This is a genomic window from Flavobacterium davisii (assembly GCF_019565505.1).
In the GTDB taxonomy this organism is placed as follows: domain Bacteria; phylum Bacteroidota; class Bacteroidia; order Flavobacteriales; family Flavobacteriaceae; genus Flavobacterium; species Flavobacterium davisii.
The window spans coordinates 1-16,184 of sequence record NZ_CP067378.1; the positions used below are offsets into that span (position 1 = coordinate 1).

Consider the following 16,184-nt stretch of genomic DNA (forward strand, 5'->3'; position numbering starts at 1 on the left):
CTACTCTTATTGAAATTGATGGAGGTGTTTCTTCTCAAAATGCAAAAAAATTAGTCGAAGCAGGAGCAGATGTTTTAGTTGCAGGTAGTTTTGTGTTTCATTCAAACGATCCAGAAAAAACAATTATTGAACTTAAAAAAGTAGTTAATGCGTAGGAATTTAATTCTATTTAAAAAGATAAAAACCTTTCTTTTTTAAATAGTTAAGAAAAATGTATTAAATAAAATTTATAAGTAAATAAGACTGCTAAAAAATTAATTCAACGTTAATTGGCATTATTTTTACTTAAAATCTTCATTTTTAATATTTTTTAGAAAATTTTAATTCTTATATAATTTGTAAAATAGAACTTTGAATATATAAATTGTAGAAATCAGAATATTAGATGCAAGGTTTTGAATACAATAGTCTAAAAACCTTGCACTTAATAATAAAATTGGAATTTGGAGTTCTTAATTTTATAAAGCGTCCAATTTTTCAGCAGCCTCTAAATTTTAAACCAAATCTCGCATTAGATTCGAACGAAATAAATTGCGAAGTAAATATTTTTCTTCAAATTCAAGTACTCTGTGTGGGTTTTAAAAATTATTGATCGGAATAATTAATTAATAAATCAATAAATTTACTATAACTCTTTATACCTTCTTCTTGTTGATTTAGTTTTAAGAAATGATCGTAAAATAATTCAAATCCTTTATTAAGGATTGATTCATGTTTTGACCAAAAGAGATCAGTTTCTTTAAAATTTTTTAAAATACCGGATTTATTGTTTTAATTATGTTTTCTAGTTCCTTTTTATTTTTAGAGGAAATGTTTGACAAACAATAACGTAAAGCATAAGTATGACCCGCATATTGAAAGAATAAGTTTTTGTTATGTGTTGAGGCTAAATAACCAATAAAGTTGCATTCACTTTCACTAGAATATCCCATTTGATGTGCCATTTCATGGCAAACGACAATAGGTAAACTATAAGATGGTGGTTCATTATTTACTTGCGCTTCATTTGTAAAAGGATTTAAATAACCCCAAATCCCATATAAGTTAGTGGTATACTGAATAATGATTTTTTTATACTAGGATTTTTATATTCAAAATAAGGATGTTTTTTTTGTAAATCTACATATCCTAATGGTGCTAATTGAAATATTTGGACTGTTTTATAAGGAATAATGACCTTTTCATTTGTATTATGTGTCAGTTTAAAATGAATTTGATTACTTGTATTAATAAGTTTTTGGTAAAAATTGAAATTACTTTTTGGAGTATAATCTGTTTTTAGATTCATTTTCTGATAAAGAGGCATTCGATAATAATTAAAGGCCCAAAGTAAATGGAATATAAAGTAGGTTATGACAAAAATATTAAAAGTTTGTTTGATTTTTTGAATCCAGCTTGTTTTTTGATTTTTATAAAACCAGTAAATAAAATACAGTATTAATAAAGTATAAATAAGATCACCTATAGAAAATGGAATCCATCCAAAAATGATTCTATTTAGTTTTGAAATGACGGGGTAAAAGCCATTGCTATAGTATTGTTCTGTAATAAAAGGAAATGTTGTTAATATTTCTAATAATACAATTTGAAGTAAAAAGAATAATAAAAAAAAGTATTCTTTGAAATAAGTATCTTATTTATTCTTAAAGGGATCATATTTTTGTATTAATCAATAAACTTTGCTTTTAATTCTGGAGTAGGAATCATACAACTTTCTTTTTTACCATACCATTTATAGCGATTTTTAGCTATAAAATCATAAAGAGGATCACGTAATATTCCGAGAACTATCTTAAAAAAATAAAGCCAATTTAAATAAGGCAGATTTTTAGCAATTTCTAAAATAGCATCAGATTTATAAAAATAAGCTTGTTTTGGAATATAAAGTATAATACTATCAATATTCCGGTTACTAATTCCTAAATATAAAAGGATTTCTTGTCCTAATTTAGATTCTAAAGCTACAAAACGGAAAATATCATTTTTATCTTTTTGAATAATATATTGCACCCAGTAATTGCAAAGGTTACAAACTCCATCAAAAAGGATTATTTTTTTATCTTTTGCTAAATGTTCCATTAATTTAATATTTATTTAGGCTGAATATATTCTAATTGGTCTAAGCTTACTTTTGAAGTAAAAATACCATAATTCACAATTGCATTATTCTTTTCAATTTTATCAATTGTTCCTATAGACTTGCCATCAATCATACGAACACGATCGCCTACTTTAAGTATTACTTTAGGCTTGTTTTCTCTATTTTTTTAGCAATTTCTTTCTTTTCCTTTTTTTCTTTTCGAATTTCATCTACTTTCTCTTTTACTTCAGCAAGTACTTCTTTTTCAATTTTTTCTTTCGCTTTTTTTCTTTTATAGTAATTTTTTTACGTTTTGAATTTTCAATTTCTACCATTTTTAAAAATTCACCAATTAGATCTTTTTTACTTTTATCGTTAAAATATTTTTCTGAAATATCATCAATTTTTTGTCCCATGTAAATCAAACGCTGGTTACTATCGTATAACTCTTGATAACGTTCTAATTTATCTTGAATTTTAAGATTAATGCTTTCCATTTTTTTGCTTTCTTCACGAGCTTTATTTTCCTCCTGTTTTAAATTTTGTGAAGTTTTTTCTAGTTTAGAACGTTCTTTTTGAAGTGATGAAATTGTTTTGTCAAATCGTACTTTACTACCTTCTATTTTCTTTTTAGCACGATTTATTAATCCGTATGGAATACCATTTTTTTGAGCTACTTCAAATGTAAATGAGCTACCTGCTTGTCCAATAATTAGCTTATACATCGGCTCTAATGATTTTTCATCAAAAAGCATATTAGCATTGGTAGCACTCGGTAATTCATTAGCTAACATTTTTAGATTAGCATAGTGTGTTGTAATGATGCCAAAGGCTTCACGATGATAAAATTCTTCTAAAAATACTTCAGCTAATGCTCCTCCTAACTCGGGATCGGAACCGGTACCAAATTCATCAATTAAGAATAAGGTTTTAGCATTGCATTTTTTTAAAAAGTAGTTCATGTTTTTTAAACGATAACTATAGGTACTTAAGTGATTTTCAATAGATTGATTGTCGCCAATATCTGTTAGAATTCGATCAAAAAAACAAGTTTCACTACGTTCATGAACAGGAATTAACATACCTGATTGTAACATTACTAATAACAAGCCAACTGTTTTCATAGAAATCGTTTTACCACCAGCATTAGGACCTGATATGACTATAATACGTTTATCTTCATCAAAATCAAAAGTTTGTGGATAGGTTGTTTTTCCTCTTTCTTTATTGGTTAAAAATAAAATGGGGTGAAAAGCTTCTCGCAAAAAGACTTTTCTTTCTTCATTTATTTTAGGAAGTAATCCATTTATTTTAAAAGCATATTTGGCTTTAGCTGAAATGACATCTATATCACTTAAAAAATCTTGATATTGTGTCAATAACCCGTGAAAAGGACGAATTTTATTAGTTAATTGTTTTAAAATTTTGATAATTTCTTCTCGTTCTTCATATTCTAAATTAGCTAATTCACGAGAGTAACGAAGTGTAGATTCGGGTTCAATATAAGCAATACTTCCAGTTTTAGAACTGCCTAATATAGATCCTTTTACTTTACGACGGTACATTGCTTGTACAGCCAATACTCGACGATTTTCTACTACGGTTTCACGAATTTCATCTAAATAACCTAATGAATTGTATTGGCTTAGTGCCATTCCAAAACTTTGATTCACTTTACCACGAACTAGGTTCATATTTCTGCGGATTTCTAGTAGAGTGGGAGTGGCCTCATCTTTTATTTCACCGTATTTATCAAAAACAGTTTCAATAGATTTGCTAATTTCTTTTGTAATAGTTATCTCAATAGCTTTGCGATGTAGAGCTGGATAATAATCTTCAAATTTTTTTAAAAAAGTAGTAAAATATTGGCATTTTCAGCGAGCGAATGAATTTTTTTAAAACTTAAAGCTTCTAAAAAACTATCCTCAATTGCTAAAAATTTTAGTTCATTTATTATAGGATCAAAATTATGACTGGGCAAAGCATTATTGTTATCAAAAGAAGAACGATATTCTGAAGTTTGTAATAAAATTTCTATTAATTCATCTTTGTTACTATAGGGTGTTATATGCAATGTTTTTTCAGTACCTATTTCAGTTGTACAGTATTCTGAAATAGTTTCTAAAACAGTTTGAAACTCTAAGTCTTGTAAGGTTTTATTATTTATCGAAATCATTTTGTTTTTTAATGTAGTCACAAATTTACAATTTAAATCAAAAAAAGGGGACTGAAAATTCAATCCCCTTTTAAATTTAATCTATTAAAAGTAACTTTTAATGTAGATTATGCTTTAAAATTGTTTTTTTTATCTTATTTCGCCAAAGAGTTGGTTTTGTTGAATATCCTGTTAAACTTATTTTTTTAACCAAAGTAGGTAGTCATCACTTCCTTTTAAATTCATATAGAATTTTTTTGATGCCATTTTTAAACAAAAATCTCTAAACGAATCTTCAACGCTTGAATATTGTTTGAAACTAGACCAAGTTACCTGATTTTTTCCTTTTATACCAAAGTGATTGTTTAACCTTTTTGCAACTTTACTATTACCATAGCCTGACTCTACTATAGCAATACTTAAAATTATAGATCTTGGTATTCCAAATTCAAAAGATAACTTATCTGCCATTTCACCATATTCCTTAATGTATGATTCAGTTTGCGAATAGCTATTACAAAAGCTAAGGAAGGTGAAAACAAATAAAAAGTAAAATTTTAGATTTTTCATAAGCATAAATTTCTTTATAATTAAGTTGGTATTACTTAAAATAATGACCAAATTTGCCAAATGATTAATAATTCTATTTCTTCTTTTTAAGAAGTAGGGAGCAAATTTAAGAAAAAGTTTTTTTAAATGTGCTTTTTATCAACAAATTAACTTAGAATTAATATTTTATGTCTTTTAATAAAGTTGTTTTTTTATTTATTTATTTTGTTTTGCAACCACTTTTAGGGCAAAATATAGCCATATTTCAGTATAAAAAAACAGATTCTTTATATCCTAAGATAAATTTAGATTTTGAAAAAAATAGCATTATAAATGAGAATCATTTAAAACCTCTTTTCTTTAAACTCTTAAGGTTAAAAGAAAATGATGGAAAACGAGTTTCATTTGTTCATATAGGAGATTCGCATATACAGGCTGATATGTCTACTAAAATAGTACGTACTGAATTACAACGTTATTTTGGTAATGCTGGTAGAGGTTTAATATTTCCCTATCAACTAGCTAAAAGTAATGCTCCTTCAGATATAATTTTTAGTTCTAATTCGGATTGGAAAGGGAGTAGATTGATTAAGAAAAATCCAGATATACCCTGTGGTTTAAGTGGTTTTGCCATAGAATCTACAGAACCAAATTCTTTTGTTAGTTTCAAATTTAGAGCATTGGAAACAATTCATAAGTTTGATAAACTTACTTTATTTACGAATGATGAAATTAAAAATATAAATTTAGTAGCGGATACAATAAAATGTAATATTAAGACAAAAGGAGTTTTAGATTTTAAATTTAGTAGTCTTCGTTCTGATTTCAATATTGTATGTAATGATTCTATTTGTACAAAGCTCTATGGTGTATTTTTAGAAAATTCTATTGATAGAGGAATTATTTATAGTGCTATAGGAGTAAATGGAGCTAAATTTTCGGATTATAACTCCGAAAATTTATTTTGGAATCAAATTAAAAATATTAAGTCAGATTGTTATATATTGTCTATGGGAACAAATGAAGCACAAAATATTGCTTTAACCCCTGAAAATTTTATCGAATCTATAAAAGAAACAATTGAAAAAATAAGAATATTTAATCCAGAAGCCGTTTTTATATTGTCAACTCCTCCTGTTTCTTTTTATAAGAAAGTAGTTCCTAATAAAAAATTAAAGGATTTTTCTGAAGCAATTAAGGAATATTGTCTTGAAAATCAGATTGCTCTTTGGGATTTGTTTGAAATTTCAAAAGGATTAGAAGGAGGTTGTGAATTAGCAAGAAATCAATTTTTAACAAATGATCTTGTTCATTATTCTAAAAAGGGATATGAGTTGCAAGGTTATTTATTTACCGAAGCATTTGCTAAAAGTTGGAATAACTTTTTAAATTCACTTTCCTCTACTGTTACTAAAACAAATTCAGAAGTAAGAAATTAAATCTTCTAAATAATATTAGGCTGGATCATTTTTTATAAATGATGAATTTATGTGTTAAGTATATAAAAGTGTTTTATTTTTTTATATAGTAAACGAGACTTCTACTGAAAAAGACTTCATCTTATTCCTTAGATTAAATACATTGAATTTAATAGAATAACCTTTTTTAGCCTAAATTCCGCATTAGACTTCATGATCTAGATGAAAAGACAAAAATAGGCATTAATATAAAAAACCCCATTTTTGAATAATTAACTCAAAAATAGGGGTATTATATAAAATTTTAAAATAATAATTTATTGCAATTCTGCCTCTTTTACTAGTATTAAAATTGTAAGTAAATAGGCATTACAGCTTCAGTACTTTTAAAATAAGAATATAAGAATATAAACAAAATCATAACGATGATATTAAATAATAAAGGGAGCTTTTTTTGTATTGCAATGTATTTTTCACTCCAATTATTTGGTATTAAATGTATTAAATATCCTATTATAATCATTATTAAAGGGTGTTTGTAATTTGTTACAAAATCTTCAGCTCCTTCAAGACTAAATTGATTGATAATTTGATTGATAAAAGTCAAGGACGTTTCTAAATTTTCTGCTTTGAAAAAAATCCAACAAAAACAGACGAAATGGAATGTTATAAGTCCAAAAATAAGATTTGAAATAAATCGAGGTAAAAAATTTATTTTAGACGTGAAATTGGTCCAAACTTTATTTAAAATCAAGCCAAAACCATGTAAAGATCCCCAAATAATAAAATTCCAACTTGCTCCATGCCAAAATCCACCAATAAGCATCGTTAAAAATAAATTAATATTAGTTCTTAATTTACCTTTTTTATTTCCTCCCATGGCTATATATAAATAATCACGTAACCAAGAAGATAAGGAAATATGCCATTTTCTCCAAAATTCAGTAAGAGAAGTACTTTGGTACGGTGATTCAAAATTGGGAGGGATCGTAATTCCTAGCCATTTAGAAATCCCAATAGCCACATCACTGTATCCACTAAAATCGCAATAAATCACAATGGCGTATCCATATAGAGCTATAAGACATTCAAAACCATTATGTAAATGAGGACCATCAAAAATATAGTTTACTAGGTTTAGTGTTATATAATCTGAAATGATTAATTTTTTTATTAATCCACTTATTATGAGGTAGAACCCTTTTGAAAAATCTTCAGAGCTTACGTAATAATCTTTTTTTAATTGAGGTATAAAGTCTTTAGCCCTAACAATAGGTCCCATAACTAATTTAGGGAAAAAGGATAAAAATAAAATATAGTTTGCAATATTTCTTTCTGGTTTTATTTCTCCTTTGTAGACATCTACTGCATAACTAATATTTTCAAATGTATAAAATGAAATACCAATAGGTAATAAAATGTGGATAGGATCTAATTTTGTTATATTTAAACTGTTTATTATTTCTATAAAAAAGTTAGTATATTTAAAATAAAAAAGTAAGCCCAAGTTAAAAATAATACAAAAAATTAATAAAAATTTTCTTAATCCGGCTTTTGCTCTTGCTTTGTATATAGCAATAGAGAGTAAATAATCAACAACGGCTGATCCTATTACTAAAAAAACAAAATTTCCACTCGCTTTGTAAAAAAAAAAAGCGAAAAAAAACTTAAGATATAGGCTCTTCTTAAGTAATTTTTTCTTACCATATAATAGCAAATAATGAAAACTAAAAAAAAGTAAACAAAGAAGCCACTATTAAAAAGTAATGGGTTTTTAGGATCATAAAATAGCTGATCGATTATTTTGTTGAAATCGAAAGTTAACATTTTGAAAATTAGTTTTTATTATTTTGTTTTTTTATTTGCTTTTTCGGTTTGTTTTTTATTTTTTCAAATTCTTTTTGAATAGATTGAAATATTGTTTTAGCCACTACTTTAGACCCTCTATTATTGAAATGGATATAGTCTTTACTAGCCATTCTAGGAATAGTATCAACCCATTTTTTTCATAATTCCTTTTCCTCCTATAGAATTAAAAAGGTTATAAAAGGGACTTTATTATCATACGATAATCGAGCTTGTACTTTTATTAAGCTATCTATTCCTATTGCCGTTTTCCATTCATTATCATATTTAAAAGCTCTATCTGAACAACTAAAAATTAAGAAATCGGTTTTAGGCATTTCTTTTTTAAATTTTTTAATGATAGGAGACATTTTTTCATAATAATAGTCATAATTTAAGTCATTAGGTCTAAACATCAGATTAACTCCGTATTGAAATACAACTAAATCATAATAATTTTCTTGATTCAATTTTTGTAAGAGTTCTATACTAATTTTGTTGAGCTCAATTCCTGTGATACCTCTAAAAGAAAAATTATCTAGTACAATACCGTTTTCGGGTTCAAAACTTATACCGTAAATAGGAGTGTTGGCAAACTGAGCCTTAAAGTGTATGCTATTTGCTGTAGACCTATCTAATAAAACTCTGTTAAAAGCTTCACTAGCATGGTAGTTTGTTTGAACACCATTTTGAGTTATCGTAATATCATTTCCTTTACCAAATAATAACCATTTTTCAAGAATTTGTGTACTGTCTTTTTTTATATTATTTCGTAAAGTAATATCTAAATCCGAACTAAGGAATGAATAACCTGATAAGAAAACATTTTTTTCAGGGTTTTGTTTAAAATTAAAGGTTTCAAAAGATCCAGATGTTTTGGAAGTGGCTGTTTGCCTAAAATCAGATGAAATTGAATTAATAGGAACAAAACCAACGCCCTTTTTTTTATTAAAATAATTTTGTAACATTTCTCGAATGTCTTGAGTCATTAGATCTCCTTCTATTTGACTATCACCAAACCAAGCAATTCTAATTTTTGCTTTTTTATTTTGATATAGTTCATCTAGTTTACTAGATAAATTTTGGAATACAAAATTTTTGCTATCATTATCAAAATCTGTTATATTGGTTGTTTGATAGCTATCAAAAATAGTAAATGTGCTATCTAGTTTTTGAGTTTTATTAACTAAACTATTTGTTTTCTTTTTAGTATTTTCTTTATCAGTCTTAACCGATTTATCGTTTTGTATATCAGCAAATAGATTAACATTTTTGAAACTAGGATAATATTCAATTATGTTTTTTGAAAAAAATGAAAGTCCAAGATATACAGATGTAACTGATAAAACAAATACTAATACTTTATTGTTGCTGTTCATTAGTGTTATTTGATATTCTTTGAAACCGGCAAAAGTATGGAAAAGTTATCATAAGTTTATAAGTTTTAATATTTTTGTAAGAAAAAAAATGGAAGTAAAAATTCATGATTCTTGGAAAGATATTCTAAAAGAAGAATTCGAAAATATATATTTTAAAAATTTGATTGACTTTGTAAAGAATGAATATCAAATAGGTCGTTGCTTTCCCAAAGGGAATCTTATTTTTTCTGCATTTGATCATTGTCATTTTAATGATGTAAAAGTCGTGATAATAGGACAAGACCCTTATCATGGTCTGGGACAGGCTAATGGATTATGTTTTTCTGTTAATGAAGGTATTGCATTTCCTCCTTCATTACTTAATATTTTTAAAGAGATTGAGTCCGATTTAAAAATGCCCATGCCAGTATCAGGCAATTTAGAACGTTGGGCTGAACAAGGGGTCTTGCTTTTAAATGCAACTTTAACAGTTAGAGAAAATAACGCGGGGAGTCATCAGAACAAAGGATGGGAAATATTTACAGATGCTGTTATCCAGCAAATTTCAGATAAAAAAGAAAATGTTGTTTTTTTACTTTGGGGAGGATTTGCTAAGAAAAAAGGAGCTAAGATAAATAGAGATAAACATTATGTTTTAGAAACGGGACATCCATCACCCTTAAGTGCCAATCGTGGTTTATGGTTTGGTAATAAACATTTTAGTAAAACGAATGAATATTTGAAATCTATTGATAAAGAAGAAATAAAATGGTAAGTTTAATTACTAAGTGTTAATTGACCTAAGATGGTCTCACTCATAAATTTTCCTCCTGGATAATTAGCAGTATAATCCAAATTAAGCCAAATATAACCCCTTTCATCTATATGATAGTGTAAGGGTTTGTTTTTGCTTTCTTGAATAAATAATACTTTATGTATTAAGTAATTTACTTTTTCAAGATCTCGTTTAGTGCCAATAAGCATTTCGGGATAAATATGGGCATCTGTGTGTATCAAACGTGGAATACCTCCGACGGCCTTAATACCGGCTGCCATTAATATAGCGTGATCATCACAATCACCTGAAAAATGTTCAATTGATTCAGAGGCATCGGCAATATAATTATTTCCTTGTGGGTCATTTACATAATTCCATTTCTTTTTGATTTCTTTAAAAACAGCAAAACATTGTATAGTGGTTCGGTATTCAAAAAAATCTTTTAAATGGGATACATTTTTAAAATTTTGAGTGGTAGACCAAACAGCAAAATTGCGCACTTTTGGATTGTTAAAATCAATTGCTTTTAGAACTTTAGATTTATTAGGGAAGGGGAGTAGTTTGTTGATAATAATATCTTGTGGATATGGATTTTCATCCATTGTGTACATCATAGATCTGTAATCATCATACAAATTATAAAAACCATAATTTCCAAAAAAAGTTCCGTATGATAAAATAAGTATATAGATGACAATAAAAACAATAATTATTTTTTTATTTTTTGAAATAATAAATAATAAATTATAGTAATGCAAATGAATAATAAAAAACGATCAAAAGGAATTTTCCAATTAGTTTCTTTTAAGTTATGATGTGCAATTATAAAAGTGGGTAGCGTGAGTAATAAGCATAAAATTAAAATGACTACACGACTCCAAGGCTTTACTGATGAAAGCCGATCCTTGTATTGATGATAAAGATCTTTTATAGAGGTTGTAGTCATTTTTTATATCACGCAAAATTTATTTTACGATCATGTCAAAAGATAATTTATTTTCTATTAAATTAAATTCTAGCAATTGTTTTTGAATTTTATCAAACGTTTTTTGATCCATTTTCTTTTGTGACCATTTTGTTTGTTTAAGCCATAGTTGTATGTCTTCTATTTTTTGATTGTAACGAGCAGCTAATGTTCTGTCTATACTAGGTATATCTTTAAACTCAATAGTTGTATTATTAATAATTTCTAAAATTAACTCCAATGTAGCTGAATTATTTTGAATAAATTCATTTCGAACAGCAATTACAAAAGAAGGCCAAGGAGTCGGACATTCACTTATTCTTTTAAAAATACCTTGATCAACTAAGGGTTGTGTCATAAAACGTTCCCATAGAAAATAGTCTGCTTTTCCATTTTGTATAGCTTTAACGGCTCCTTCTATCGTATCAACAATTTCAAAATTTAATGTGTTAAGATCCCAATTTTGTTGTTTTGCATTAACAAAACTCATTAAATGAGAACCTGAACCTATTCTTGAAATAGCACTTTTAGTATTCTCTAAATCAGACATATATTGATAGTGAGAATTGGAATTAACATGTACTCCCCAGATTAATGGAGACTGAACGTATAATTGTATGATAGAACTATCATTTCCTGAAGCAATATCTTTTATTATTCCTTCTGTTAGAATTACAGCAAGATCTGTTTCATTGTTACGTAACATTTGACACATTTTGCCAGTTCCTTCAGGAATATCAGTCCATTGTAGGTCAATTCCCACTTGATCATATTCTCCGTTTTCTATACATAATTGCCAAGGAAGATTAAAATGTTCTGGCACTCCAACAATTCGTACTGTTTTCATATTTTAAATTAAAGAAAATGATTTTTAGAAAATTAAATTATTTAGATAATTGGGCAATACATTTTTCACGAATATCCCAAATTTCTTCAAAGGTCTTATTTTGTTTGGTCTCGAAAATCCAATTTTTTAAAAATGTTTGATGGTAATCTATTTTATATTGTATTACTTGATCAGGATTAATTATGATTTCAAAAAGTATATCTTCTTTTATTCTAGAATAAAGACTATTTTTACTTGTATAATCCTTATATTGATCATTTATTTTTAAATAGCAATGTGCCTCTGGTATATAATCAATAGAATTGCTTTCTAATATTTCTTTTAAGGAAGGGGTATTTTTTGCATTCATTTTAAAAATGCCTAAAATGAGTTCCGTATTTTCTTGATTAAAATCAGATGCCAAGGATTTTAACAATGCGTGTTTAGAACTACAGCTTCCTCTATGTTCAGTTAATACAAGGGAAAAATCATTACGCAAACTATTTCTTCCATAGGGAATTTTTTGTACGTATTTAGTCAGTTCCTCCCAAGTAGAGATGCCTCTATTAGTTAACCAATTAGATAGATTATTCATTATTGTTTGTTAGAATAGGTGAAATATTAATTTCTATATCATGTATTATTTTTTTACTAATAATCATGTCGTATTTTAGTATACCTAATTCGTACCAATTCCAATTTTGATCATCATAAATAAATTCATTTGTCAGGCGCATGTGAATTTTTTTCGGCCATTTTATTGCTACTATAATTTTTTGTTTGTGTATAGGCGTATAACTTTGGTAAATTTAGGTGTTTAAATGCGTATTTAATCCAAGCATGAAAAACTTCAAAGCCTAATTTTTTATTCCAATATTCTTGTGTTATACAAATGCCTATATCATAAAAATCTTGATGATTATTGACTGTATTTTCATTAAATTTAAGACCACCCCAGCCTATAAATTCATTCGTTTCTTTTAGAATAATACCATAACGTCCTATTTTATGTTTAATATATTGACTTAAAATAGCGTTTATAACAAATTTTGTTTGATTAATATCAGTTGCAGGAGCGTTCCATAAATACTCATGAACATTAGGGTTAGAATCTATTTTATGCAATATTTCTACATCCTCTATTGTCAAAGGCCGCATGATTAACCTAGGTGTTTCTAAAATAAAATTCATAATAGACTAACTATTTAATAATTTTCCACCAATTCCATGATACATTATCTGATGCAATATATGTTTCTATAAACTGGAATCCACATTTTTTTAATATATGATTGGAAGCTTTATTTTCAAAATGAGTATATGCGTTTAACTCTTTTATTTTCATTTGATAAAAAGCATATTCTAACCAAAAAAATGTAGCTTCAGTTGCATATCCTTGTCCCCAAAAACGTTCATCTAGTCTGTATCCATAATCATAAAAATTGGTATTACCATTTTCTTTGTGATCATTTATAAATTTAATACCAGTCCATCCAATAAATTCGCCTGTTTTTTTTAAAATAGTGCTATATCGTCCTATTTTATTTTTTTCATATTGTTCTAATACCTTTTTAATACCAATTTTAACATCTTCAATATCTTGGATGGGCTGTTGCCATAAATATTTATGAACATTAGGATTTCTATCCATTTCAAACAATGATTGCGCATCAGTCATTTCAAATGGTTTAAAAATTAGTTTTTTGCTTTCCAGTTGTAGCATCATCTATTTAGGATAATAGTTATTCAACTAATTTATCAAGTGTGTATATGATGAGTGCGTCTACAGCTTTATAAGGATCTTCACTAAAAGTACCGTTAGCTCGATTTGCAATTACAGCATTTAGAGATAAACAATTATGACCTAAAAGTTTTCCTAAACCATAAATAGCAGAGGTTTCCATTTCAAGATTGGTCATGCGGGTTCCGTTAAAATTAAAAGAATCCATTTTGTTATTTAATAGTGGATCTTGAATATTTAAACGTAGGACACGTCCTTGAGGACCATAAAAACCGCCTGCTGTTCCTGTAAAACCTTTAAAAATTTTATCACTTTCCAAACGTTTTTCTAACGTTTCGCTTCCTGCAATAACGTAAGGTTTTCCTTTACGCATATCCCAATTTGTTTGAGAAATGAAAGCTTCTTCTATTTCGTTTTCAGTAATGTGATCAATTAAATAGGAGCGTAGCATATTGTCTAAGCCTAGTCCGTATTTAGATAAAACAAAACTATCAACAGGTATATCTGCTTGTAAAGAACCAGAAGTTCCAATACGAATGATGTTTAGAGAAGTTAAATTTTCTTTAATTTTTCTTGTTTCTAGATCAATATTTACCAAAGCATCTAGTTCATTCATTACGATATCAATATTATCAGGGCCAATTCCTGTAGATAATACAGTAATACGTTTACCTTTATAGATTCCTGTTTGAGTTTTGAATTCTCTTTTTGTGTTGAAAACTCAATTGAATCAAAATGTTTTGTGATCTTTTCAACACGGTATTGGTCACCAACTATAATAATATCTTTTGCAATATCTGACGGTTTTAAGTTAAGATGATAAACACTACCATCAGGGTTTAATATAAGTTCTGAATTTTTAATCATAAATTTAAAATTATTAAATGAAAGAGTTTGTTTAAAAGAATCTAATTATTTTATCTCCTTTAGTTAATCAATTTAATTTTGAGGCTCTGATTGTTCTAAATGGTAGAATTGATAAACAAAACGTTTAAAAGTTAATTTTGATTTTTTTAGAGTTAAATTTAACCTCCAACACGTTTAACTTTAAAACCTTTATCCTTTAAAATATTCATGATTTTATCACGATAATCTCCTTGAATAATGATTTCTCCCTCTTTAAAACTTCCTCCAACTGCTAATTTATTTTTTATTTCTTTAGCTAAAAGTTTAAAATCTTCATCTTCACCTTCATAGCCTGCTATGATGGTGATGGGCTTTCCTTTTCTTCTTTCATATTTGCAAATCATAGGTTCTTTTTGAACGAAGAGCTCATGTGATTTTTCTTCTTCAATAGGATCATTAGAAGGTGTATGATCAGGGAAAAGTTTTTGTAATTGATCTTGTAAATCCATTTTGATGAAAATCAAAAATTGAGAATTAAAAATTAATTAAAATCCTTAACTCTCAATTTTAAATATTTAATGGTTAAATTATTTTTTTAATAATCCTAATTCAACTAAACGCTCATTTAGGTATTCGCCAGCTGTAATATCTTCAAATAATTTAGGATTCTTTTCATCTATACATTCTGGTAAACAATTTAAAGACATGTTGCTTACAGGGTGCATGAAGAAAGGAATTGAAAAACGTGAAGTTCCCCATAATTCTCTTGGAGGATTTACCACTTGATGAATAGTTGATTTTAACTTATTATTAGTATGACGGGATAACATATCGCCTACATTAATCATTAATTCATCATCTTGTGCTATAGCATCAATCCATTCGCCTGCATGATTTTGTACTTGTAACCCTTTACCTTGAGCTCCCATTAACAATGTGATTAAGTTAATATCACCATGAGCTGCTGCACGTACTGCACCATCTTTAGGCTCATCTGTAATAGGTGGATAATGTATAGGTCGTAAAATTGAATTCCCGTCTTTGATAAAATTATCAAAATACAATTCGTCTAAACCTACATATAATGCTAGAGCTCTTAACACGTAAACACCTGTTTTTTCTAACATTTGAAAAGCTTCTTTACCTACTTCATTAAATTTAGGTAATTCATTTACCATTACATTGTCAGGGTATTCTCCAGCCCATTTAGAACCTTCTGATACGTACTGACCAAAGTGCCAAAATTCTTTTAAGTCACCAGCAGAACGACCTTTAGCATGCTCTTTTCCAAAAGATACATATCCTCTTTGTCCTCCAATACCGGGGATTTCATACTTTGATTTCACTTCTAATGGTAAACTGAAGAAGTTACGTACTTCACTGTACAAATTTTCAACTAATTTGTCATCTAAAAAGTGACCTTTTAATGCTACGAAACCAATTTCTTCGTAGGCTTTTCCGATTTCATTTACAAATTTTTGTTTACGTACCGGGTCATCCGATAGGAAATCACGTAAGTCAACACTAGGAATTTTTTGCATTGTCTTAGTTTTTGTTAATAACTTCAATTGGTATAATACCTTGATAGAACAAATGTAGAGATAAAATGTTTTATTCTTCAATA

15 protein-coding genes and 5 pseudogenes are annotated in these 16,184 nt (G+C 27.5%); 3 read left to right on the forward strand and 17 right to left on the reverse strand.

Annotation, left to right across the window (positions count from 1 at the left end; genetic code table 11):
- Positions 1-155 (forward strand): annotated as a pseudogene (locus JJC05_RS00005) (ribulose-phosphate 3-epimerase); the annotation flags it as partial.
- 430 nt (positions 156-585) lie between these two features.
- On the opposite strand, the pseudogene JJC05_RS18605 reads toward JJC05_RS00005, so the two are convergent.
- The 4 genes and pseudogenes from JJC05_RS18605 to JJC05_RS16220 all read right to left on the reverse strand — a co-directional run bounded on the left by JJC05_RS18605 (position 586) and on the right by JJC05_RS16220 (position 4,706).
- A pseudogene (locus JJC05_RS18605) lies at positions 586-1,585 on the reverse strand (DUF3810 domain-containing protein).
- Positions 1,586-1,665: 80 nt separating this feature from the next.
- Positions 1,666-2,079 carry a thiol-disulfide oxidoreductase DCC family protein gene (locus JJC05_RS00015; protein ID WP_235877879.1) on the reverse strand — a complete coding sequence of 138 codons (414 nt, stop codon included), beginning with the start codon at positions 2,077-2,079 and terminating at the stop codon, positions 1,666-1,668.
- Between the two features lie 11 nt (positions 2,080-2,090).
- Positions 2,091-4,256 (reverse strand): annotated as a pseudogene (locus JJC05_RS00020) (endonuclease MutS2).
- 177 nt (positions 4,257-4,433) lie between these two features.
- The gene (locus JJC05_RS16220; protein WP_258929317.1) at positions 4,434-4,706 is read right to left on the reverse strand and encodes a glucosaminidase domain-containing protein; all 273 of its coding nucleotides are present in this window, start codon (positions 4,704-4,706) and stop codon (positions 4,434-4,436) included.
- A 266-nt stretch (positions 4,707-4,972) separates the two neighbouring features.
- Between JJC05_RS16220 and JJC05_RS00030 the strand changes: the two genes are divergently transcribed.
- Positions 4,973-6,223 carry a GDSL-type esterase/lipase family protein gene (locus tag JJC05_RS00030; RefSeq protein ID WP_127823046.1) on the forward strand — a complete coding sequence of 417 codons (1,251 nt, stop codon included), beginning with the start codon at positions 4,973-4,975 and terminating at the stop codon, positions 6,221-6,223.
- 325 nt (positions 6,224-6,548) lie between these two features.
- On the opposite strand, the pseudogene JJC05_RS00035 reads toward JJC05_RS00030, so the two are convergent.
- The 3 genes and pseudogenes from JJC05_RS00035 to JJC05_RS00045 all read right to left on the reverse strand — a co-directional run bounded on the left by JJC05_RS00035 (position 6,549) and on the right by JJC05_RS00045 (position 9,426).
- A pseudogene (locus tag JJC05_RS00035) lies at positions 6,549-8,029 on the reverse strand (MBOAT family O-acyltransferase).
- 8 nt (positions 8,030-8,037) lie between these two features.
- On the reverse strand, positions 8,038-8,181 hold the full coding sequence (locus tag JJC05_RS00040) for a hypothetical protein (RefSeq protein ID WP_235877886.1): 144 nt from the start codon (positions 8,179-8,181) through the stop codon (positions 8,038-8,040).
- A 45-nt stretch (positions 8,182-8,226) separates the two neighbouring features.
- Positions 8,227-9,426, reverse strand: a complete 1,200-nt coding sequence (locus JJC05_RS00045; protein WP_235877883.1) for an SGNH/GDSL hydrolase family protein — start codon at positions 9,424-9,426, stop codon at positions 8,227-8,229.
- Between the two features lie 88 nt (positions 9,427-9,514).
- Between JJC05_RS00045 and JJC05_RS00050 the strand changes: the two genes are divergently transcribed.
- Positions 9,515-10,180, forward strand: a complete 666-nt coding sequence (locus tag JJC05_RS00050) for a uracil-DNA glycosylase (protein ID WP_105197076.1) — start codon at positions 9,515-9,517, stop codon at positions 10,178-10,180.
- Between the two features lie 2 nt (positions 10,181-10,182).
- On the opposite strand, the gene JJC05_RS00055 is transcribed toward JJC05_RS00050, so the two are convergent.
- From JJC05_RS00055 to JJC05_RS00095, 10 genes and pseudogenes are all read right to left on the reverse strand, one after another.
- Complete coding sequence (locus JJC05_RS00055; RefSeq protein ID WP_309597374.1) at positions 10,183-10,818, reverse strand: transglutaminase-like domain-containing protein; 636 nt, start codon at positions 10,816-10,818, stop codon at positions 10,183-10,185.
- A gap of 74 nt (positions 10,819-10,892) precedes the next feature.
- Entirely contained in the window at positions 10,893-11,129 is a 237-nt protein-coding gene (locus JJC05_RS17780; protein ID WP_309597372.1) for a hypothetical protein, read from the reverse strand.
- Positions 11,130-11,148: 19 nt separating this feature from the next.
- Positions 11,149-11,994 (reverse strand): substrate-binding domain-containing protein, encoded by an 846-nt coding sequence (locus JJC05_RS00060; RefSeq protein WP_105197074.1) that lies wholly within the window; start codon positions 11,992-11,994, stop codon positions 11,149-11,151.
- Between the two features lie 37 nt (positions 11,995-12,031).
- Complete coding sequence (locus JJC05_RS00065) at positions 12,032-12,568, reverse strand: hypothetical protein (RefSeq protein WP_127823047.1); 537 nt, start codon at positions 12,566-12,568, stop codon at positions 12,032-12,034.
- Positions 12,561-12,710 carry a hypothetical protein gene (locus JJC05_RS00070; protein WP_235877884.1) on the reverse strand — a complete coding sequence of 50 codons (150 nt, stop codon included), beginning with the start codon at positions 12,708-12,710 and terminating at the stop codon, positions 12,561-12,563. The genes JJC05_RS00065 and JJC05_RS00070 overlap by 8 nt, the downstream gene beginning before the upstream one ends.
- Positions 12,694-13,164 carry a GNAT family N-acetyltransferase gene (locus JJC05_RS00075; RefSeq protein ID WP_235877885.1) on the reverse strand — a complete coding sequence of 157 codons (471 nt, stop codon included), beginning with the start codon at positions 13,162-13,164 and terminating at the stop codon, positions 12,694-12,696. The genes JJC05_RS00070 and JJC05_RS00075 overlap by 17 nt, the downstream gene beginning before the upstream one ends.
- A gap of 10 nt (positions 13,165-13,174) precedes the next feature.
- A complete protein-coding gene (locus JJC05_RS00080) occupies positions 13,175-13,699 on the reverse strand; it encodes a GNAT family N-acetyltransferase (RefSeq protein ID WP_105197071.1) in 525 nt (174 codons plus the stop codon).
- Positions 13,700-13,715: 16 nt separating this feature from the next.
- Positions 13,716-14,581 (reverse strand): annotated as a pseudogene (locus tag JJC05_RS00085) (nucleoside phosphorylase).
- Positions 14,582-14,739: 158 nt separating this feature from the next.
- Entirely contained in the window at positions 14,740-15,069 is a 330-nt protein-coding gene (locus JJC05_RS00090) for a translation initiation factor (protein ID WP_105197069.1), read from the reverse strand.
- A 78-nt stretch (positions 15,070-15,147) separates the two neighbouring features.
- Entirely contained in the window at positions 15,148-16,101 is a 954-nt protein-coding gene (locus tag JJC05_RS00095; RefSeq protein WP_105197068.1) for an isopenicillin N synthase family dioxygenase, read from the reverse strand.
- Between the last annotated feature and the right edge of the window lie 83 nt (positions 16,102-16,184).

Bases quoted from the DNA above. Each gene is read 5' to 3' on its own strand.
- JJC05_RS00015 (WP_235877879.1), bottom strand. From the start codon at position 2,079: ATGGAACATTTAGCAAAAGATAAAAAAATAATCCTTTTTGATGGAGTT.
- JJC05_RS16220 (WP_258929317.1), bottom strand. From the start codon at position 4,706: ATGGCAGATAAGTTATCTTTTGAATTTGGAATACCAAGATCTATAATT.
- JJC05_RS00030 (WP_127823046.1), top strand. From the start codon at position 4,973: ATGTCTTTTAATAAAGTTGTTTTTTTATTTATTTATTTTGTTTTGCAA.
- JJC05_RS00040 (WP_235877886.1), bottom strand. From the start codon at position 8,181: ATGGCTAGTAAAGACTATATCCATTTCAATAATAGAGGGTCTAAAGTA.
- JJC05_RS00045 (WP_235877883.1), bottom strand. From the start codon at position 9,426: ATGAACAGCAACAATAAAGTATTAGTATTTGTTTTATCAGTTACATCT.
- JJC05_RS00050 (WP_105197076.1), top strand. From the start codon at position 9,515: ATGGAAGTAAAAATTCATGATTCTTGGAAAGATATTCTAAAAGAAGAA.
- JJC05_RS17780 (WP_309597372.1), bottom strand. From the start codon at position 11,129: ATGACTACAACCTCTATAAAAGATCTTTATCATCAATACAAGGATCGG.
- JJC05_RS00060 (WP_105197074.1), bottom strand. From the start codon at position 11,994: ATGAAAACAGTACGAATTGTTGGAGTGCCAGAACATTTTAATCTTCCT.
- JJC05_RS00065 (WP_127823047.1), bottom strand. From the start codon at position 12,568: ATGAATAATCTATCTAATTGGTTAACTAATAGAGGCATCTCTACTTGG.
- JJC05_RS00070 (WP_235877884.1), bottom strand. From the start codon at position 12,710: ATGCGCCTGACAAATGAATTTATTTATGATGATCAAAATTGGAATTGG.
- JJC05_RS00075 (WP_235877885.1), bottom strand. From the start codon at position 13,164: ATGAATTTTATTTTAGAAACACCTAGGTTAATCATGCGGCCTTTGACA.
- JJC05_RS00080 (WP_105197071.1), bottom strand. From the start codon at position 13,699: ATGATGCTACAACTGGAAAGCAAAAAACTAATTTTTAAACCATTTGAA.
- JJC05_RS00090 (WP_105197069.1), bottom strand. From the start codon at position 15,069: ATGGATTTACAAGATCAATTACAAAAACTTTTCCCTGATCATACACCT.
- JJC05_RS00095 (WP_105197068.1), bottom strand. From the start codon at position 16,101: ATGCAAAAAATTCCTAGTGTTGACTTACGTGATTTCCTATCGGATGAC.